This is a genomic window from Marivivens marinus (assembly GCF_035969385.1).
Classification (GTDB): Bacteria; Pseudomonadota; Alphaproteobacteria; order Rhodobacterales; family Rhodobacteraceae; genus SELP01.
Genome location: NZ_JAYKKJ010000003.1, coordinates 400,818 through 415,725, shown reverse-complemented (window position 1 = coordinate 415,725; position 14,908 = coordinate 400,818). Strand labels below are relative to the sequence as shown.

Here is a 14,908-nt window from a genome sequence, read left to right as displayed (position 1 = left end):
ATGATTACCGAGATCGAGGATTTCTTCACCAAGGGCTGCGGCCGCTGCAAACGGTTCGACACGCCGGATTGTTCGGCCCGGATCTGGTCTGCCGGTCTGGACGAGTTACGCCGCATTTGTCTGGCCGCCGGGCTGGAGGAAACCGTGAAATGGGGTCATCCCTGCTATATGCACGCGGGCCGGAATATCGTGATCATCGGTGCATTTCGGGGTGATTTCCGACTGACCTTTTTCAAGGCCGCGCTGATGAAAGACCCCGAGGGGATACTGGAACGTCAGGGCGAGAATACGCAGAACCCCGACATGATCCGCCTGACCTCTGCCGCCGAGGTGATCGAGAAAGAGCCGATCATCGCCGCCTATCTGGCCGAGGCGATGGGCTATGCCGAGGCAGGGATCGTGCCGCCAAAGGTCGAGCGTGACATCCCATGGCCTGACGAGCTGACCGAGGCGCTGGACGCCGACCCGGAATTGGCCGAGGCGTTTTATGCGCTGACCCCGGGGCGGCAGCGCAGCTATCTGCACAACCTCAACAGTGCCAAGGCCTCTGCGACCCGCTTCAACAGGATTGCCAAGTTCCGGGACAAGATCATGGCCGGGAAAGGCGCGCTGGAACGCTAGCGGGTCTTGCGCGCCTCATAGGCGGCCCACATGTCCGGGCGGCGGGCGCGGGTCAGGGCCTCTGACTGGGCCTTGCGCCACTTTTCAATCTCGCCGTGATTGCCGGACATCAAAACCGTGGGAATGTCATGCCCTTCCCAACTTGCCGGCCGGGTATATTGCGGATGCTCAAGAAGCCCGTTGGAGTGGCTTTCTTCTTCGGTCGAGGCGGCATTGCCAAGAACCCCGGGCAGCAGGCGGATAGTGGCATCCAGCATGGCCTGCGCCGCGATCTCGCCCCCGGTCAGGACGAAATCGCCAAGGCTGATTTCCTCGATATCAAAATGGTCCAGAACGCGTTGATCCACACCTTCGAAGCGACCGCACAGCATGGTGACACCATCACAGGCGGCCAGCCTGCGGGCCATGGTTTGCGTAAAGGGCGCACCGCGCGGCGACAGGTAAACCAAGGGCATCCGGCCCCGCGCCCCGGTCCGCGCCTCGGTAATCGCGGCACCCAGCACATCAGCCCGCAGGACCATGCCCGCGCCGCCGCCCGCCGGGGTGTCATCGACATTGCGATGCTTGCCGATGCCAAAGGGGCGCAGGTCGATGGTCTCCAATTGCCACAACCCGTCCTGAAGCGCCTTGCCCGTCAGGCTTTCACCCAAGACCCCCGGAAAGGCCTGCGGAAACAGGGTGATGACCTGTGCCTTCCACGCCCCGGCAAGGTCCGGCTTGTCTGTCATCAACTCGCGCGGCTTGAACGTCGGTCGGATGGCCTTGCGGCCGATGGATTTCGTGGGCTTTTCGGTCGTCATGACTTGGCCTTCTTCCAATGGGCGCGCAGCACGGCCTGCTTGCGCTCCTTCAGCTCCTCTAGGGGGAGGTCCATCCGATTCAACTCCAGCAACTGTTGCAGAACCTCTGTCGAGGGGCTGTGATTTTCCGGCGCGGGGCGGTCGAACCCGGCAAGCTCGGCTTTGGGCAGGTCAAGGAAATCGACAAACGGGGTCGCCGGACCGAAAGGCAGCATCGACAGCACCTCAAGCCGGTGTTCCACAACCGTGCACCCCGGCAGACGGTCGGCAATGGCGTGCACCGTGTGCGACAGGTCCGACAGGGCCGCAAACTGCTCGGAAAACTCGTCCAGCCCCAACGGTGTCCACCCTTTGCGGACCTCATGCGCCCAAAGGCTGCGCAGCCAAGCAGAGGGCGCACGGGTGGACAGGTAGAGCGTGATATCCACCTCCTCGCCCGGAAAGAGCGCGCGCACCTCGTCCACCAGCGCCTCGGCCAGATCCGCGGCGGCGGGATAACCGGGGTCCGAATTCAGGCTGGGGCGCAACCCGCTGAAATTCTCGTCGCTGATGATCAGGCCCCGGTCCGACTTGAAGTCGATTTCCGAGAACATGCCGCGCAGGCGATAGCGGAATTCATCCAGCGAAATCGGATCGCGGCTGGAGGAATGATAGGTGGCGGCCATGCGGGTCCGGTTGGCGCGGGTCCGAAATGGCAGGATCATTGCGTGATGCGGCCATATCTTCTTGCGGTTAGCGAACAGAAAGGCCTGCGCCGACGTGGTCCCTGTCTTGTGGAACCCGGTGTGCAGGAAGACGCGCCGCATTCGATCCGGCCCTAGAACAACCCGTCGGGCGGGTCTGCGATGATCCGGCCCGCGGCAAGGTCCACGGTGGGCACGGCGGCAAGGGTAAAGGGCAGCAGGACCGTGGTCTTCAGACCAGGGCCATGGATTTCCAAAAGGTCGGCCGCCCCGTGGTTCTGCACGGATTTGACATGGCCCAGAACTGTGCCGCCGGTATCGACCACTTCCAGCCCGATCAGGTCGGCGTGGTAGTATTCGTCGTCCGGAAGGTTGGGCAGATGGGACCGGTCCGCGAACAGGTTCACACCTTTCAGCGCGTCAGCATCTTCCTTGGTCACGATTCCGTCGACCCGGGCGATCAACGCGCCCTTGGCTTGCCCGGTCAGCACGACAGTGGCAAAGCTGCGGCCGTCTTCTGTGTAAAGCGGGGTATATTCGGCAATGGCCGCCGGATCGGCGCAAAAGGATTTGATCCGGGTTTCGCCCCGGACCCCGAAGGCGCCCACGAAACTTCCGACGATGACACGGTCATTGCTCATGGGGTCATGCTCCTTGGCGAAGGCCGGGTGTGGTTGCGGCCTTTGCGAAAAAGCCCCGATTTGGGGGCAGGGTGCCCGGACCGTAGCGGTCCGGACACCCCCGATCCAGTGGCTTATTCAGCCGATGCTTCTTCCGAAGCGGCCTCTTCGGCCGGGGCAGCAGCTTCGGCGGCCTTGGCAGCCTTGGCTTCGGCACGCTCCTGGGCGGCTTTGCCCGGGACGGCTTTCTTCGGGTTGTTGCGCACGGTCTTTTCGACAACGCCGGCAGCTTCAAGGAAGCGGGCAACGCGGTCGGTCGGCTGGGCGCCCTTGCTCAGCCAGTGCTGAACGCGCTCGACGTCCATCTTCACGCGGTCTTCGCTGTCCTTCGGCAGAAGCGGGTTGTAGGTCCCCAGCTTCTCGATGAAGCGGCCGTCGCGCGGCATGCGCGAGTCGGCGGCGACGATGGCATAGTGGGGGCGCTTCTTGGAGCCGCCACGGGCGAGACGGATTTTCATGGCCATTTGGTTTTCTCCTTGGGTAATGGCAGACGAGGGATGTCCCTCAGGATTGCTGTTGTTTGTGGTGTTGAATGACTTCCTGAATGATGAAATTCAGGAATTTCTTGGCGAATTCAGGGTCCAGATTGGCCTCTTTCGCAAGATCGGTGAGCCGCGCGATCTGGGCCGCTTCGCGGGTCGGATCGGACGGGGGAAGGTCATGTTCGGCCTTCAGCTTGCCTACCGACTGGGTGTGCTTGAAGCGTTCGGCCAGCGTGAAGACAAGGATCGCGTCCAGCCGGTCGATGGACTGGCGATGTTCCTTGAGAAGTTCCGCCGCGCGTTGGATCGCATCGGTCATTGAGCTGCCTCCTTCTGGTCGTAGGCATAAACAAGGCAATCACCGGCCAGCGGGTGTGTTCCCGCCGGACGGCCGCCCAGCCGTTCGGCGACCGCGATGGACCCGGCGTTGTCTTCGGCGATGAAACTTTGAAAGCCGCCGTGGCCCAGAACGCCAAAACCCCAGTCGCGCAGGGCGCGCGCGGCTTCGGTCGCATAGCCCTGTCCCTCGGCCTCTGCGGTCAGGAGCCAGCCAAGTTCGGGCGTCGGGTCGCCGTATTCGGCGCAGATTAGGACAAGGCCCAGCGGACGATCGTCACCCTTCACGGTGATGGCCAAGGGGCCGGTTCCCTGAATGAACCACGCCGCCACGCATTGCGCGAAATCAAGCCATGCTTCCTCGGGCGTCATCGGGCCGCCGATGTGGACAGCGCGGTCGCTGGTCCAGATCGGTTCCAGCGCGTCCCAGTCTTCACCCCGGCAGGGCCGCAGCACCAGCCGCTCGGTCTCGATCCGGGGCAGGGCCGCACGCAGGCCGGCGGCAATGGTCGCAGCCTTGGCGGTGGCAGGGGTGGTCCATGCCGTTCCCATCACAGCCCCTCCGGTTTCGGGTGCCGGTAGACAAGGCAGGGCACATCCGGTTTCGGTTGCGGCGCGTCCGGGTCATGCGCCGCGCCCAGCTTCTCGGCCAATCGTATCGACCGGGCGTTGTCGGGCGCGATGTAGGACACGATGGTGTCCCATCCCAGCGCGGTCCAGGCGTGCAGGATCGCGGCGCGGGCGGCTTCGGTCGCAATGCCGGTGCCTTCGATGCTCTCGTCCCAGATCATCCAGCCGATTTCGGTTTCCGGCCAGTCGGCGGGATACCACGGGCCGATCATGCCAAGCGCCTGATCCTCGGACCCGCGCTGGGTGACGACCCACATGCCATAGCCGCGAATGTCCCAATGGCCGATCTCGGCGGCCAGCGCGCGCCAGGCCTGCCCTTCGGACAGCGGCCCGCCGATGCCCTTGGCCCGGTCCGACATGAAGAAGGCGCGCGCAGCGGGCCAGTCGCCCCCGACCGGGCGGCGCAGTACAAGGTTCGCGGTATCCAGCCGTTCCATTATGCGACCCCCCGCTGATCGGGGTGGCGGAACCGGATGACCTCGGCCCCGGACTTGTAGGCTTGCCGGCCTTCCTCGGTGCAGCCAAGGCGCTGGGCCAGCGCGACCGACCGGGCGTTTTCCGGGGCGATCAGTGACATCAGCGGGCCAATGCCCTTTTCCGTGAAGGCCCAGTTGCGCAGGGCGTTCGCCCCTTCCGCAGCATAGCCTTTGCCCTCGAACCCGTCAAAGACCACCCAGGACAATTCCGGCTCGTCAAAAGTGATCGGATGCCACAGGCTGAACCGGCCGACCGGGGCGCCTGTCGCGGTTTCGGTCGCCCAGACCGCGCCATAGCCACGGGCCATCCATTGGCCATTGTGGATCATGCAACTGTCCCACGCGTCCCGCCGCTCGGTGGTCGGGCCGCCCAGAAAGCGGCTCCGCTCGGTCGCGCAGAAATCGGCGAACGCCTCGAAATGGGCCATAGTGAAGGCCCCGAGGGTCAGCCGGTCTGTCGCCAGCGTCGGGATATGAACGGTTGCGCCGGTCACGTTACTTCTTCTTGCCAAATCCGCTCAGGCCGGGGGGCAGGCCACCGCCGCCGCCAAGGCCGGGCAGCCCGCCGGGCATCTTGCCCTGCAACGCCTTCGCGGCCTCTTCCATCGCCTTGGGGTCGTTCATGTCGGGCATTCCACCCGGCAGGCCACCGGGCATCCCGCCCTTGCCAAACATGCCTTTCATGGCTTGTTTCAGCATGCCGCCTTTGCCCATCTTGCCCATCTTCTTCATCATGTCGGCCATCTGCCGATGCTGTTTCAGAAGCTTGTTCAACTCGGACACCTCAAGGCCCGCGCCCTTGGCGATCCGCTTCTTGCGGCTGGCCTGAAGCAGATCGGGGTTGGCCCGTTCGATCTTGGTCATGGAATTGATCAGGGCGATCTGGCGGCGCAGGATGCTGTCGTCAAAGCCGGCCTGCTCCATCTGCTTGGCCATCTTGCCCATGCCTGGCATCATGCCCATCAGGCCTTCCATGCCGCCCATCTTGATCATCTGTTCCAGCTGCATCTTCAGGTCGTTCATGTTGAACCGGCCCTTTTGGAACCGTTTCATCATGCGTTCAGCCTGTTCGGCCTCCAGCGTCTGCTGGGCCTTTTCGACAAGGGCGACGATATCGCCCATGCCAAGGATGCGACCGGCGATGCGGGACGGCTCGAAGGTTTCCAGCGCGTCCATCTTTTCGCCAAGGCCGACAAAGCGGATCGGCTTGCCGGTGACCGCGCGCATCGACAGGGCCGCACCGCCGCGCCCGTCGCCATCCATCCGGGTCAGGACAACGCCCGACACGCCGATCTTGTCGTCGAATTCCTGGGCGACGTTCACCGCGTCCTGACCGGTCAGCCCGTCAACCACCAGCAGGGTTTCGCGCGGGTTGACCACATCGCGCACATCGGCGGCCTGCTGGATCAGTTCCGCGTCGATGTGCAACCGGCCCGCGGTGTCCAGCATATAGACGTCATAGCCGCCAAGGCTGGCTTGGGTCTTGGCCCGCTTGGCAATCGCCACCGGGTTTTCGCCCTTGACGATCGGCAGGGTATCCACCCCGATCTGGGCGCCAAGGATTTGCAGCTGTTCCATCGCCGCCGGGCGGTTCACGTCAAGCGAGGCCATGAGAACCCGCTTGCCTTCGCGTTCCTTCAGCCGTTTGGCAAGTTTCGCGGTCGTGGTGGTTTTCCCCGAGCCTTGCAGGCCGACCATCAGGATCGGCGCGGGCGGGTTGTCGATCTTGAGCTGGCCCGGATCCCCTTCGCCAGTCAGGACGTTCTGAAGTTCGTCATGGACGATCTTCACGACCTGTTGGCCGGGGGTCACGGATTTGGTGACGGCCTGACCGGTTGCCTTGGCCTGAACCGCCTTCACGAAATCGCGGGCGACGGGCAGGGAAACGTCAGCCTCGAGCAAGGCAACGCGAACCTCGCGCAGGGCGGTCTTCACGTCCTCCTCGGACAGCGCGCCCTGTTTGGTGAGCCGGTCGAAGACGCCTGACAGGCGCTCTGACAGATTTTCAAACATTTCGGCCCTCCTGAGACCCGTTACCACCTGTCCGATCCAGATAGGGTCGAACGCTCAAATCACAACGGCGCCCACGGGCGCAACGCGCTGGTGGACGGCGATCCCCGCAAAATGCACGAGGACCGGAAAGACAGGCTTTCCGGATGTTGGGCGGTCTCTACGCGCGCGGGGACGGGGAGTCAAGCAAGACCGAGTTCCCGTGCCGGCCGTGGGGCGGGCGCAGGCCCGTGTCCCTAAAGGATCGCGGGCAGGTCCAGCCCGTGGTCCACCGCGCAGTCGCGTGCAATGTCATACCCCGCGTCCGCATGGCGCATCACGCCAGTGGCCGGGTCGTTCCACAACACGCGGGCCAGACGTTTGTCGGCCTCTTCGCTGCCATCGCAGCAGATCACCATCCCCGAGTGCTGGGAAAACCCCATGCCGACCCCGCCGCCGTGATGCAGGCTGACCCATGTCGCGCCGGATGCGGTATTCAGAAGTGCGTTCAGAAGCGGCCAGTCCGACACCGCATCGGACCCGTCCATCATCGCCTCTGTCTCGCGGTTGGGACTGGCCACCGACCCGCTGTCCAGATGGTCGCGGCCGATCACCACGGGGGCCTTCAGGTCGCCGTTGCGCACCATTTCGTTGAACGCCAGCCCCGCCTTGTGCCTATCGCCCAGCCCGATCCAGCAGATCCGCGCCGGAAGCCCCTGAAACGCGATCCGCTCTGCCGCCATATCAAGCCACTGGTGCAGGTGTGAGTTGTCGGGGAACAGTTCCTTCATTTTTGCGTCGGTCTTGGCGATGTCTTCGGGGTCGCCCGACAAGGCGCACCAGCGGAACGGCCCAATGCCCCGGCAGAACAGCGGCCGGATATAGGCGGGGACAAAACCGGGGAAGGCAAAGGCGTCCTCCAGCCCTTCCTCCAACGCGACCTGCCGGATGTTGTTGCCATAATCGACGGTGGGCACGCCGTCGTTGTGAAAGGCGACCATGGCTTCGACGTGGTCGCGCATGCTGGCCCGCGCCGCTGCCGCGACCGCCTTAGGGTCGGTTTCGCGCTTGGCCTTCCAGTCGCCCATGGTCCAGCCCTTGGGAAGGTAGCCGTTCACCGGGTCATGTGCGCTGGTCTGGTCGGTGACGATATCGGGGCGCATCCCGCCCGCCTTCATCCGGGCATGGATTTCCGGCACGATCTCCGCCGCGTTGCCCAAAAGACCGACCGACTTCGCCTCGCCCGCCTTGGTCCAGCGGTCGATCATCTCCAGCGCCTCGTCCAGGGTGGTCGCCTTCTCATCAAGGTAGCGGGTGCGCAGCCGGAAATCGATCCGGGTCTCGTCGCATTCGATCGCCAGACAAGAGGCCCCGGCGAACACCGCGGCCAGCGGCTGCGCCCCGCCCATGCCGCCCAGTCCCGCGGTCAGAACCCAGCGCCCGCGCAGGTCGCCGCCATAGTGCTGGCGCCCGGCCTCGGCAAAGGTTTCATAGGTGCCTTGGACGATCCCCTGCGTGCCGATGTAGATCCATGACCCGGCGGTCATCTGGCCGTACATCATCAGACCCTTGCGGTCCAATTCGTTGAAGTGGTCCCAGGTTGCCCAATGGGGAACAAGGTTTGAATTGGCGATCAGCACGCGCGGTGCATTTTCATGAGTCTGGAACACGCCGACGGGTTTGCCGGACTGGACCAGAAGCGTCTGGTCCGCCTCCAGCCGCTTCAGAACCTCGACGATCTTGTCGAAATCTTCCCAGGTTCGGGCAGCGCGGCCGATCCCGCCATAGACGACCAACTCGTGCGGGTTTTCGGCCACGTCGGGATGCAGGTTGTTCATCAGCATCCGCATCGGGGCCTCGGTCATCCAGCTTTTTGCGGTGATGTTCGGCCCGGTGGGCGGGAAGATATCGCGCAGGTTGTGGCGGGGATCGGTCATTGGATCAGCCTTTCAGGGTCTGGGCCAATTCGGCCAGGGTTTCGAGGATGTGTTGAAGATACGGGCGCAGCCCTGCGGCCTTGTCCGGGTCATAGGCCCAACCGGCGGTTTCGTCCGCAAGGTGGGTGGACTGGGCCAGCTCCATCTGGATCGCGTGGATGCCAGTTTCGGGGCGGCCATAGTGGCGGGTCGTCCAGCCGCCCTTGAATCGACCATTCACGACAGTGGAATAGCCCGGGGCCCCGGCGCAAATCCGGGCGGTGGCAACTTCGAACTCGGGGGCGCAGGTGGTGGTTCCATTCGTGCCGATGTTGAAATCGGGCAGGGTGCCATCGAACAGATGGGGGATATGCGACCGGATCGAATGGCAATCGTACAGGATCGCGATGCCGTGCCGTGCCCGGACCCGGTGAAGTTCCGCCGCCAGCGCCGCGTGATAGGGGGCGTGAAACCTGTCCCGCCGTGCCGCAATCTGGCCCGCATCCGGGGGCCGGGACCAGATTGGAGCGCCGTCGAAATCGGTCAATGGCACCAGCCCGGTGGTGTTCTGACCGGGATACAGACTCTGTCCGTTAGGGTCGCGGTTGGCATCGACGACGTAGCGGTGAAAATTCGCCCGCACGACCGTCGCACCGGGCAATAACCCGTCATAAAGCTGGTCGATGTGCCAATCCGTATCGGAAAGGGTGCGCCCGCGATCGTTCAGATCGGCCCGAATGTCTTCGGGCAGCCACGTGCCCACATGGGGCATCCCAAGAACGATGGGGGCATCGCCCTGTGCGACCGTGACAGGCCTCATTCGCAGAGCCCCGGCAGGTCGATCCCGGCGATCAGGGCGCGGTTGATGACCAGCCCAGCCGCCGTTTCGATGTCGGGGGCAAGGTAGCGGTCCTGCCCAAGGGTCGGCACATCCTGGCGCAGCCGCGCCAGCACGGCCTGCAACGCGGGGCTGGTCAGCAGCGGCGCGCGAAACTCTACCCCTTGGGCGGCGCACATCGCCTCGACCGCCAGAATGCGGGACAGGTTGGCGTTCATACGGGCCAGACGGCGGGCACCGTGGGCGGCCATGCTGACATGGTCCTCCTGATTGGCCGATGTCGGCGTGCTGTCGGTCGAACAGGGGTTCGCAAGGTGCTTGTTCTCGCTCATCAGCGCGGCGGATGTCACCTCGGCGATCATCAGGCCGGAATTCAGCCCCGGCTCGGGGGTCAGAAAGGGGGGCAGGTCGAAACTCAGCGTCGGGTCGACCATCAGGGCCACGCGGCGCTGGGCAATCGCGCCCACCTCGGACAGGGCCAGCGCGATTTGATCGGCGGCAAAGGCCACGGGCTCGGCATGGAAATTGCCGCCCGAAACGATCTCTCCGGTATCGGCCAGCACCAGTGGGTTGTCGGTTACCGCGTTCGCCTCGATCTCGAGCGTGCGGGCGGCGAACCGCAGAAGATCCAGCGCCGCGCCGGTCACCTGCGGCTGACACCGGATGCAATAGGGGTCCTGCACGCGGGTGTCGCCCTCGCGGTGGCTTTCGCGGATTTCGGACCCGTCCAGAAGCATTCGCATTGCATGGGCCACGTCGATCTGGCCGGGCTGGCCGCGAAGCGTGTGGATCGCCGGATTAAGGGGGGCGGTCGACCCCATGATCGCATCGGTCGACAGGGCGGAAATGACCACGGCGGCCCGCAGGTTGTCGCAGGCCTGAAACAGCGCGACCAGCGCGCAGGCGGTGGAAAACTGGGTGCCGTTGATCAGCGCCAGCCCTTCCTTCGGGCCGAGCGTGACCGGCAACAGGCCGGCGCGGGCCAAGGCCTCTGCCCCCGGCAGACGGGCGCCGTCGAATTCCGCCTCACCCGCGCCGATCATCACGGCGGCCATATGGGCCAGCGGGGCCAGATCGCCCGACGCCCCGACAGACCCCTGCGAGGGGATCACCGGGGTCACGCCTTTGGTCAGCATCGCTTCGATCAGGGTCACGGTGGCCGGGGCCACGCCCGATGCCCCGCGCCCCAGTGACAGCAGTTTCAGCGCCATCATCAACCGGGTGGACGCCACGTCCAGCGGTTCGCCCACGCCGCAGGAATGGCTCAGGATCAGGTTGCGTTGCAGGGTCGCGGTGTCCTTCGGCGCGATCTTGACCGAGGCGAGTTTGCCAAAGCCGGTGTTGACGCCATAGACGGCCGCTTGCCCCTGCGCGGCGGCGGCGACAATGGCGTGCGACGCCTCGATCGCGGGCATGGCCGACGGGTCAAGACGGGCCGGGACCCCATCGCGCCAGATCGTTTCCAGTTGCGCAAGCGTCGCGTGACCGGGGGTAAGGATCATTCAGGCTCTCCATTGAACCACCGCTGATAGAGCGGATTGAAACCGATGGGGTAGGCAAGTTCGGCGGGCGTTTCGACCGACCAGACCGCAAGGTCGGCGCGCATCCCCGGCGCGATCTGGCCCGCATCGTCCAGCCCCAGCGCACAGGCCGCGGTCCGGGTCGTCCCGGCCAGGGCCTCTGCCGGGGTTAGCCGGAACAGGGTGCAGCCCATGTTCATTGCCAGAAGCGGCGAAAACAGTGGCGAAGATCCCGGGTTGGCATCTGTCGCCAGCGCCATGGGAACGCCGTGACGGCGAAATGCATCGACCGGTGGTATCTGTGTTTCGCGCAGGGTGTAGAATGCGCCGGGCAGCAGGGTCGCCACCGTGCCAGCGGCGGCGAGCGCCTTGGCGTCGTCCTCGGTCGTGTATTCCACATGATCCGCTGACAGCGCGCTGTAGCGCGCCGCCAGTGCCGTGCCGCCGAGGCGGGACAGCTGTTCTGCGTGCAGCTTCACCGGCAGGCCAAGCGCGGCCGCCACATCGAACAGGCGGGCGATCTGGTCCGGGGAAAACGCGATCCCTTCGCAAAACCCGTCGACCGCATCGACCAGCCCTTCAGCATGGGCGGCACGTAGTCCGGGGATGCAGACCTCGTCGATATAGGCATCCGCGCGTCCGCTGTATTCCGGCGGGACGGCATGGGCGGCAAGATAGCTGGTCCTGACACGGACCCGGCGCAATTCGCCCAATCGCCGGGCCGCACGAAGCATGTTCAGTTCTGAAGTAACCGTCAGCCCATAGCCGGACTTGATCTCGACCGTGCAAACACCTTCGGCAATCAGCGCGTCCAGCCGGGGCAGGGCGGCGGCAACCAACGCGTCGACGGTTGCCTTTCGGGTTGCCTTGACGGTGGACAGGATTCCGCCCCCGGCCCGCGCGATATTTTCGTAGCTTGCCCCTTCAAGCCGCATTTCAAATTCGCGGGCACGGTTGCCGCCAAAGACCAGATGGGTGTGACAGTCGATCAACCCGGGTGTCACGAGCCGCCCGCCAAGATCCTGGCGCGGCTGGCTAGCCAGATCTGCGGGCAAGTCGGCCACCGGACCCACCCAGACGATCCGCCCGGCCTTAATCGCGATCGCGGCATCGGGGATCAGGCCATAGCCCACCCCCTGCATCGTCACGACAGTCATATTGGTCAGCAGCATGGTCATTCAGCTTGTAATGATGTGTTCATAAATTTATTATGTATGCACATAATGGGAGTCAACCGGAGAAATCGGGATGCAGCGGATTTGGGCGGAACAGGTGCTGACGGCGGCGGGCTGGCGCAAGAATTGCGCCATCACCATCGGGGATGATGGGCGGATCGCCGAAATCGCGGCGGACACGACCCCGACCTCTGGCGGCTATGGCTGCCTGATCGCCGCGCCGGTGAACGCCCATTCCCATGCGTTCCAACGGGCCATGGCGGGGCTAAGCGAAGGGCGCGGCCCGAACCCGCAAGACAGCTTCTGGACATGGCGCAAGCTGATGTATCGGTTTCTTGATCATCTGGACCCGGATCAGGTGCAGGCCATCGCCGCCTACACCCAGATGGAGATGCTGGAAGCGGGCTATGCTACCAATGTGGAATTCCACTACCTGCACCACGGCCCCGGCGGCACCCCCTATGCCAACCTGTCGGAACTGTCTGAACGGATCGTCGCGGCGGGGTTGGAGACCGGAATTGGGCTGACGCTCTTGCCGGTGCTCTACCAATATGGGGGGTGTGACCGGCGGGAACTGGAAGGGGGGCAGCGCCGGTTCGGCAACGACCCCGACAGGTTCGCCCAACTGTTCGATGGGGCCACAACGGCAATGCGGCAGGGGCCAGCGGACTGGACCACCGGGGCTGCGCCGCATTCGCTGCGAGCCGTGTCGCCCGAGGGGATGACAGCCTCTGTGTCGCTCGCACCGGATGGCCCCCTGCACATGCATCTTGCCGAACAACTGGCCGAGGTGGAGGAGGTCGCGGCGGCACTTGGCGCGCGGCCGGTCGAATGGGTTCTGGACAATCTGAGGCCGGACGGGCGGTGGAACTTCGTTCATTGCACCCAAATGCTGCCCCATGAAACCAAAGGACTGGCACGGTCCGGGGCGCAGGCCGTCCTTTGCCCGATCACCGAAGCCAGCCTTGGCGACGGGATCTTCGACGGGGTCAACTGGCTGCGGCACGGCGGGGCGCTGGCCATCGGGTCCGACAGCAATATCCGCATCTCCCTATCCGAAGAACTGCGGCAGCTGGATCATTCGCAGCGGCTGCGGGACCATTCTCGTGCCGCGTTGGCGACGCCCGGCCGATCCACCGGGCGGCGGCTGTTGGACGCGGCTGCAACAGGTGGGGCCATGTCGGCAGGGCGCGAAACCGGACCCTTGGATGTCGGGCAATGGGCAGATATCGTGGCGCTTGACCTGACCGACCCGGACATGACCGGCCTGACCGAGGACAAGATACTGGATACCTTCATCTTCGCCCGCGATGACCGGCTGATCACCGATGTCTGGACCGCCGGGCGGCACATGGTGTCGGGCGGGCGTCATGTGCACCGCGACCGGATCACCGCGAGCTACCGACAGGCCATCGCGGGGCTGCGCAACAACTTATGACTGCGCTGGACACGAATACCTGGCAGGCCGTCCGGGCCGAGGTGCAGCGCCGCATCCGCACGCGGCATTGGAAACCCGGCGAGCCGATCCCGAACGAGGCGGACCTGGCCGAGGAATTCGGCTGTGCCCGTGCCACCGTGAACCGGGCGCTGCGCGATCTGGCCGAGGCGGGGATACTGGAACGCAAACGCCGGTCCGGCACCCGTGTTGCGCTGCACCCGAACCGGCGCGCGGTTCTGGATATCCCGGTGATCCGCAAGGATATCGAGGGGCGCGGCGAAACATACGACTACCGGCTGATCGGACGGGAATCCGGCCCGGCCCCGGTGGGTGTCGGGCTTGCCATGGGGCTGACGGGCGACGGGCCGCAGTTGCACCTTGTGGCCGTCCATCTGGCCAATCGCGTGCCCTATGTTCTCGAAGACCGTTGGATCAACCTTGCCGCCGCGCCACACGCCGAAACGGCGGATTTCACGGGGCAAAGCGCTAATGAATGGCTATTGGAGAACATCCCGGTGACCCGCAGCGAACTGTCCATCGCGGCCACCAATGCCACGCCGGAACAGGCAAGAGTTCTGGGAGTCGCGCCGGGCGCCGCCGTTCTGGAAATCCACCGCACAACCTGGAACGGCGAAGTCCCGGTGACAGATGTGCGGCTGGTGCATGCGCCCGGCTACCGGTTGTCGTCGACGGTAGAGGTCTAGTTCCCGGCCCGCGCTGCCATCATGTCGTGCACGGCGTCCATTCCCCGGTCGGCCATTGCGCTGACCTCCGCCGCGTGGGTGTGAAGGGCCGCGACCACCTGTGCATCGGTCGAGGTCTGGATCACGACGATCCCTTCCTCTGTGACTTCGATGGTGGTTTCGATCGCGTCGGGGCGGTCAAAGAAGATATCCAGCGTCGGGCTTTGAATGATGATCCCGGGGTCGCGCCCGTCTTCGACGCGGGCGATCATGCCGACCACATGGCTGACCAGCACGTCCATCACCTCCGGGTCGCTGGACCGGGTGACGGTGCGGATGCCGTCAGGCAGGTTTTCGACCTCGCGGGTGATCGTGTCGAAATTCTGGAACATGACCGCAAGTTCGGTGCTTTCCTCTGGCGTCGCATCGCGACCGCGCAGGCCGGGCATCACGGCGTCATCATGGCCCATGCCGCTGGCCATATGTTCGGCATGCAGCCGGTCGTGGTCCATCACCATCCGGGCAAAGCTGTCATGGCCCAGAAACGCCCAGCCAGCCCCGGCGGCGGCGACAACTGCGGCCAAAACCGCGATCACGGCCATCGTCCGCCCGTTTGATTTCTGTTTGCTCGGTTTGGCCAT

17 protein-coding genes are annotated in these 14,908 nt (G+C 64.8%); 3 read left to right on the top strand and 14 right to left on the bottom strand.

Going from position 1 to position 14,908, the window contains the following annotated elements:
• On the top strand, window positions 1-621 hold the full coding sequence (locus U3648_RS06890) for a YdeI/OmpD-associated family protein (RefSeq protein ID WP_420858504.1): 621 nt from the start codon (window positions 1-3) through the stop codon (window positions 619-621).
• Here the strand turns inward: U3648_RS06890 and trmD are convergent.
• The 13 genes from trmD to hutI all read right to left on the bottom strand — a co-directional run bounded on the left by trmD (window position 618) and on the right by hutI (window position 12,143).
• On the bottom strand, window positions 618-1,421 hold the full coding sequence (gene trmD / locus U3648_RS06885) for a tRNA (guanosine(37)-N1)-methyltransferase TrmD (RefSeq protein ID WP_420858503.1): 804 nt from the start codon (window positions 1,419-1,421) through the stop codon (window positions 618-620). The two genes, U3648_RS06890 and trmD, sit on opposite strands and share 4 nt — an antisense overlap.
• Complete coding sequence (locus U3648_RS06880) at window positions 1,418-2,227, bottom strand: hypothetical protein (RefSeq protein ID WP_420858502.1); 810 nt, start codon at window positions 2,225-2,227, stop codon at window positions 1,418-1,420. The genes trmD and U3648_RS06880 overlap by 4 nt, the downstream gene beginning before the upstream one ends.
• Window positions 2,228-2,238: 11 nt before the next feature.
• Window positions 2,239-2,745: a ribosome maturation factor RimM gene (gene rimM / locus U3648_RS06875; protein WP_420858501.1), complete on the bottom strand. Its 507-nt coding sequence runs from the start codon at window positions 2,743-2,745 to the stop codon at window positions 2,239-2,241.
• Window positions 2,746-2,858: 113 nt separating this feature from the next.
• Window positions 2,859-3,248, bottom strand: coding sequence for a 30S ribosomal protein S16 (gene rpsP, locus U3648_RS06870; RefSeq protein WP_420858500.1), 390 nt, complete (start codon window positions 3,246-3,248; stop codon window positions 2,859-2,861).
• Between the two features lie 40 nt (window positions 3,249-3,288).
• Window positions 3,289-3,585 (bottom strand): chorismate mutase, encoded by a 297-nt coding sequence (locus tag U3648_RS06865; RefSeq protein ID WP_420858499.1) that lies wholly within the window; start codon window positions 3,583-3,585, stop codon window positions 3,289-3,291.
• Window positions 3,582-4,154 (bottom strand): GNAT family N-acetyltransferase, encoded by a 573-nt coding sequence (locus U3648_RS06860; protein ID WP_420858498.1) that lies wholly within the window; start codon window positions 4,152-4,154, stop codon window positions 3,582-3,584. Before U3648_RS06860 ends, U3648_RS06865 begins: the two co-directional genes overlap by 4 nt.
• Window positions 4,154-4,669: a GNAT family N-acetyltransferase gene (locus U3648_RS06855; protein WP_420858497.1), complete on the bottom strand. Its 516-nt coding sequence runs from the start codon at window positions 4,667-4,669 to the stop codon at window positions 4,154-4,156. Before U3648_RS06855 ends, U3648_RS06860 begins: the two co-directional genes overlap by 1 nt.
• Complete coding sequence (locus U3648_RS06850; RefSeq protein WP_420858496.1) at window positions 4,669-5,202, bottom strand: GNAT family N-acetyltransferase; 534 nt, start codon at window positions 5,200-5,202, stop codon at window positions 4,669-4,671. Before U3648_RS06850 ends, U3648_RS06855 begins: the two co-directional genes overlap by 1 nt.
• A gap of 1 nt (window position 5,203) precedes the next feature.
• Window positions 5,204-6,721 (bottom strand): signal recognition particle protein, encoded by a 1,518-nt coding sequence (gene ffh, locus U3648_RS06845; RefSeq protein WP_420858495.1) that lies wholly within the window; start codon window positions 6,719-6,721, stop codon window positions 5,204-5,206.
• Window positions 6,722-6,954: 233 nt separating this feature from the next.
• Window positions 6,955-8,634 (bottom strand): urocanate hydratase, encoded by a 1,680-nt coding sequence (gene hutU, locus U3648_RS06840; RefSeq protein ID WP_420858493.1) that lies wholly within the window; start codon window positions 8,632-8,634, stop codon window positions 6,955-6,957.
• A gap of 4 nt (window positions 8,635-8,638) precedes the next feature.
• Window positions 8,639-9,433: an N-formylglutamate deformylase gene (gene hutG, locus U3648_RS06835; RefSeq protein WP_420858492.1), complete on the bottom strand. Its 795-nt coding sequence runs from the start codon at window positions 9,431-9,433 to the stop codon at window positions 8,639-8,641.
• A complete protein-coding gene (gene hutH / locus U3648_RS06830) occupies window positions 9,430-10,953 on the bottom strand; it encodes a histidine ammonia-lyase (RefSeq protein WP_420858491.1) in 1,524 nt (507 codons plus the stop codon). Before hutH ends, hutG begins: the two co-directional genes overlap by 4 nt.
• Window positions 10,950-12,143, bottom strand: coding sequence for an imidazolonepropionase (gene hutI / locus U3648_RS06825; RefSeq protein WP_420858532.1), 1,194 nt, complete (start codon window positions 12,141-12,143; stop codon window positions 10,950-10,952). Before hutI ends, hutH begins: the two co-directional genes overlap by 4 nt.
• A gap of 76 nt (window positions 12,144-12,219) precedes the next feature.
• Here hutI and U3648_RS06820 point away from each other — a divergent pair, with 76 nt between their 5' ends.
• On the top strand, window positions 12,220-13,584 hold the full coding sequence (locus tag U3648_RS06820) for a formimidoylglutamate deiminase (RefSeq protein WP_420858490.1): 1,365 nt from the start codon (window positions 12,220-12,222) through the stop codon (window positions 13,582-13,584).
• On the top strand, window positions 13,581-14,288 hold the full coding sequence (locus tag U3648_RS06815; protein WP_420858489.1) for a histidine utilization transcriptional repressor HutC: 708 nt from the start codon (window positions 13,581-13,583) through the stop codon (window positions 14,286-14,288). The genes U3648_RS06820 and U3648_RS06815 overlap by 4 nt, the downstream gene beginning before the upstream one ends.
• Here U3648_RS06815 and U3648_RS06810 read toward each other — a convergent pair.
• Window positions 14,285-14,908, bottom strand: coding sequence for a hypothetical protein (locus tag U3648_RS06810; RefSeq protein WP_420858488.1), 624 nt, complete (start codon window positions 14,906-14,908; stop codon window positions 14,285-14,287). The two genes, U3648_RS06815 and U3648_RS06810, sit on opposite strands and share 4 nt — an antisense overlap.

Excerpts from the sequence above, each read along its gene's own strand:
- hutU (WP_420858493.1), bottom strand. The coding sequence starts at position 8,634 with ATGACCGATCCCCGCCACAACCTGCGCGATATCTTCCCGCCCACCGGG.
- U3648_RS06865 (WP_420858499.1), bottom strand. The coding sequence starts at position 3,585 with ATGACCGATGCGATCCAACGCGCGGCGGAACTTCTCAAGGAACATCGC.
- U3648_RS06810 (WP_420858488.1), bottom strand. The coding sequence starts at position 14,908 with ATGGCCAAACCGAGCAAACAGAAATCAAACGGGCGGACGATGGCCGTG.
- rpsP (WP_420858500.1), bottom strand. The coding sequence starts at position 3,248 with ATGGCCATGAAAATCCGTCTCGCCCGTGGCGGCTCCAAGAAGCGCCCC.
- U3648_RS06815 (WP_420858489.1), top strand. The coding sequence starts at position 13,581 with ATGACTGCGCTGGACACGAATACCTGGCAGGCCGTCCGGGCCGAGGTG.
- U3648_RS06820 (WP_420858490.1), top strand. The coding sequence starts at position 12,220 with ATGCAGCGGATTTGGGCGGAACAGGTGCTGACGGCGGCGGGCTGGCGC.
- ffh (WP_420858495.1), bottom strand. The coding sequence starts at position 6,721 with ATGTTTGAAAATCTGTCAGAGCGCCTGTCAGGCGTCTTCGACCGGCTC.
- hutG (WP_420858492.1), bottom strand. The coding sequence starts at position 9,433 with ATGAGGCCTGTCACGGTCGCACAGGGCGATGCCCCCATCGTTCTTGGG.
- U3648_RS06860 (WP_420858498.1), bottom strand. The coding sequence starts at position 4,154 with ATGGGAACGGCATGGACCACCCCTGCCACCGCCAAGGCTGCGACCATT.
- rimM (WP_420858501.1), bottom strand. The coding sequence starts at position 2,745 with ATGAGCAATGACCGTGTCATCGTCGGAAGTTTCGTGGGCGCCTTCGGG.
- hutH (WP_420858491.1), bottom strand. The coding sequence starts at position 10,953 with ATGATCCTTACCCCCGGTCACGCGACGCTTGCGCAACTGGAAACGATC.
- U3648_RS06890 (WP_420858504.1), top strand. The coding sequence starts at position 1 with ATGATTACCGAGATCGAGGATTTCTTCACCAAGGGCTGCGGCCGCTGC.
- U3648_RS06880 (WP_420858502.1), bottom strand. The coding sequence starts at position 2,227 with ATGCGGCGCGTCTTCCTGCACACCGGGTTCCACAAGACAGGGACCACG.
- trmD (WP_420858503.1), bottom strand. The coding sequence starts at position 1,421 with ATGACGACCGAAAAGCCCACGAAATCCATCGGCCGCAAGGCCATCCGA.
- hutI (WP_420858532.1), bottom strand. The coding sequence starts at position 12,143 with ATGCTGCTGACCAATATGACTGTCGTGACGATGCAGGGGGTGGGCTAT.
- U3648_RS06855 (WP_420858497.1), bottom strand. The coding sequence starts at position 4,669 with ATGGAACGGCTGGATACCGCGAACCTTGTACTGCGCCGCCCGGTCGGG.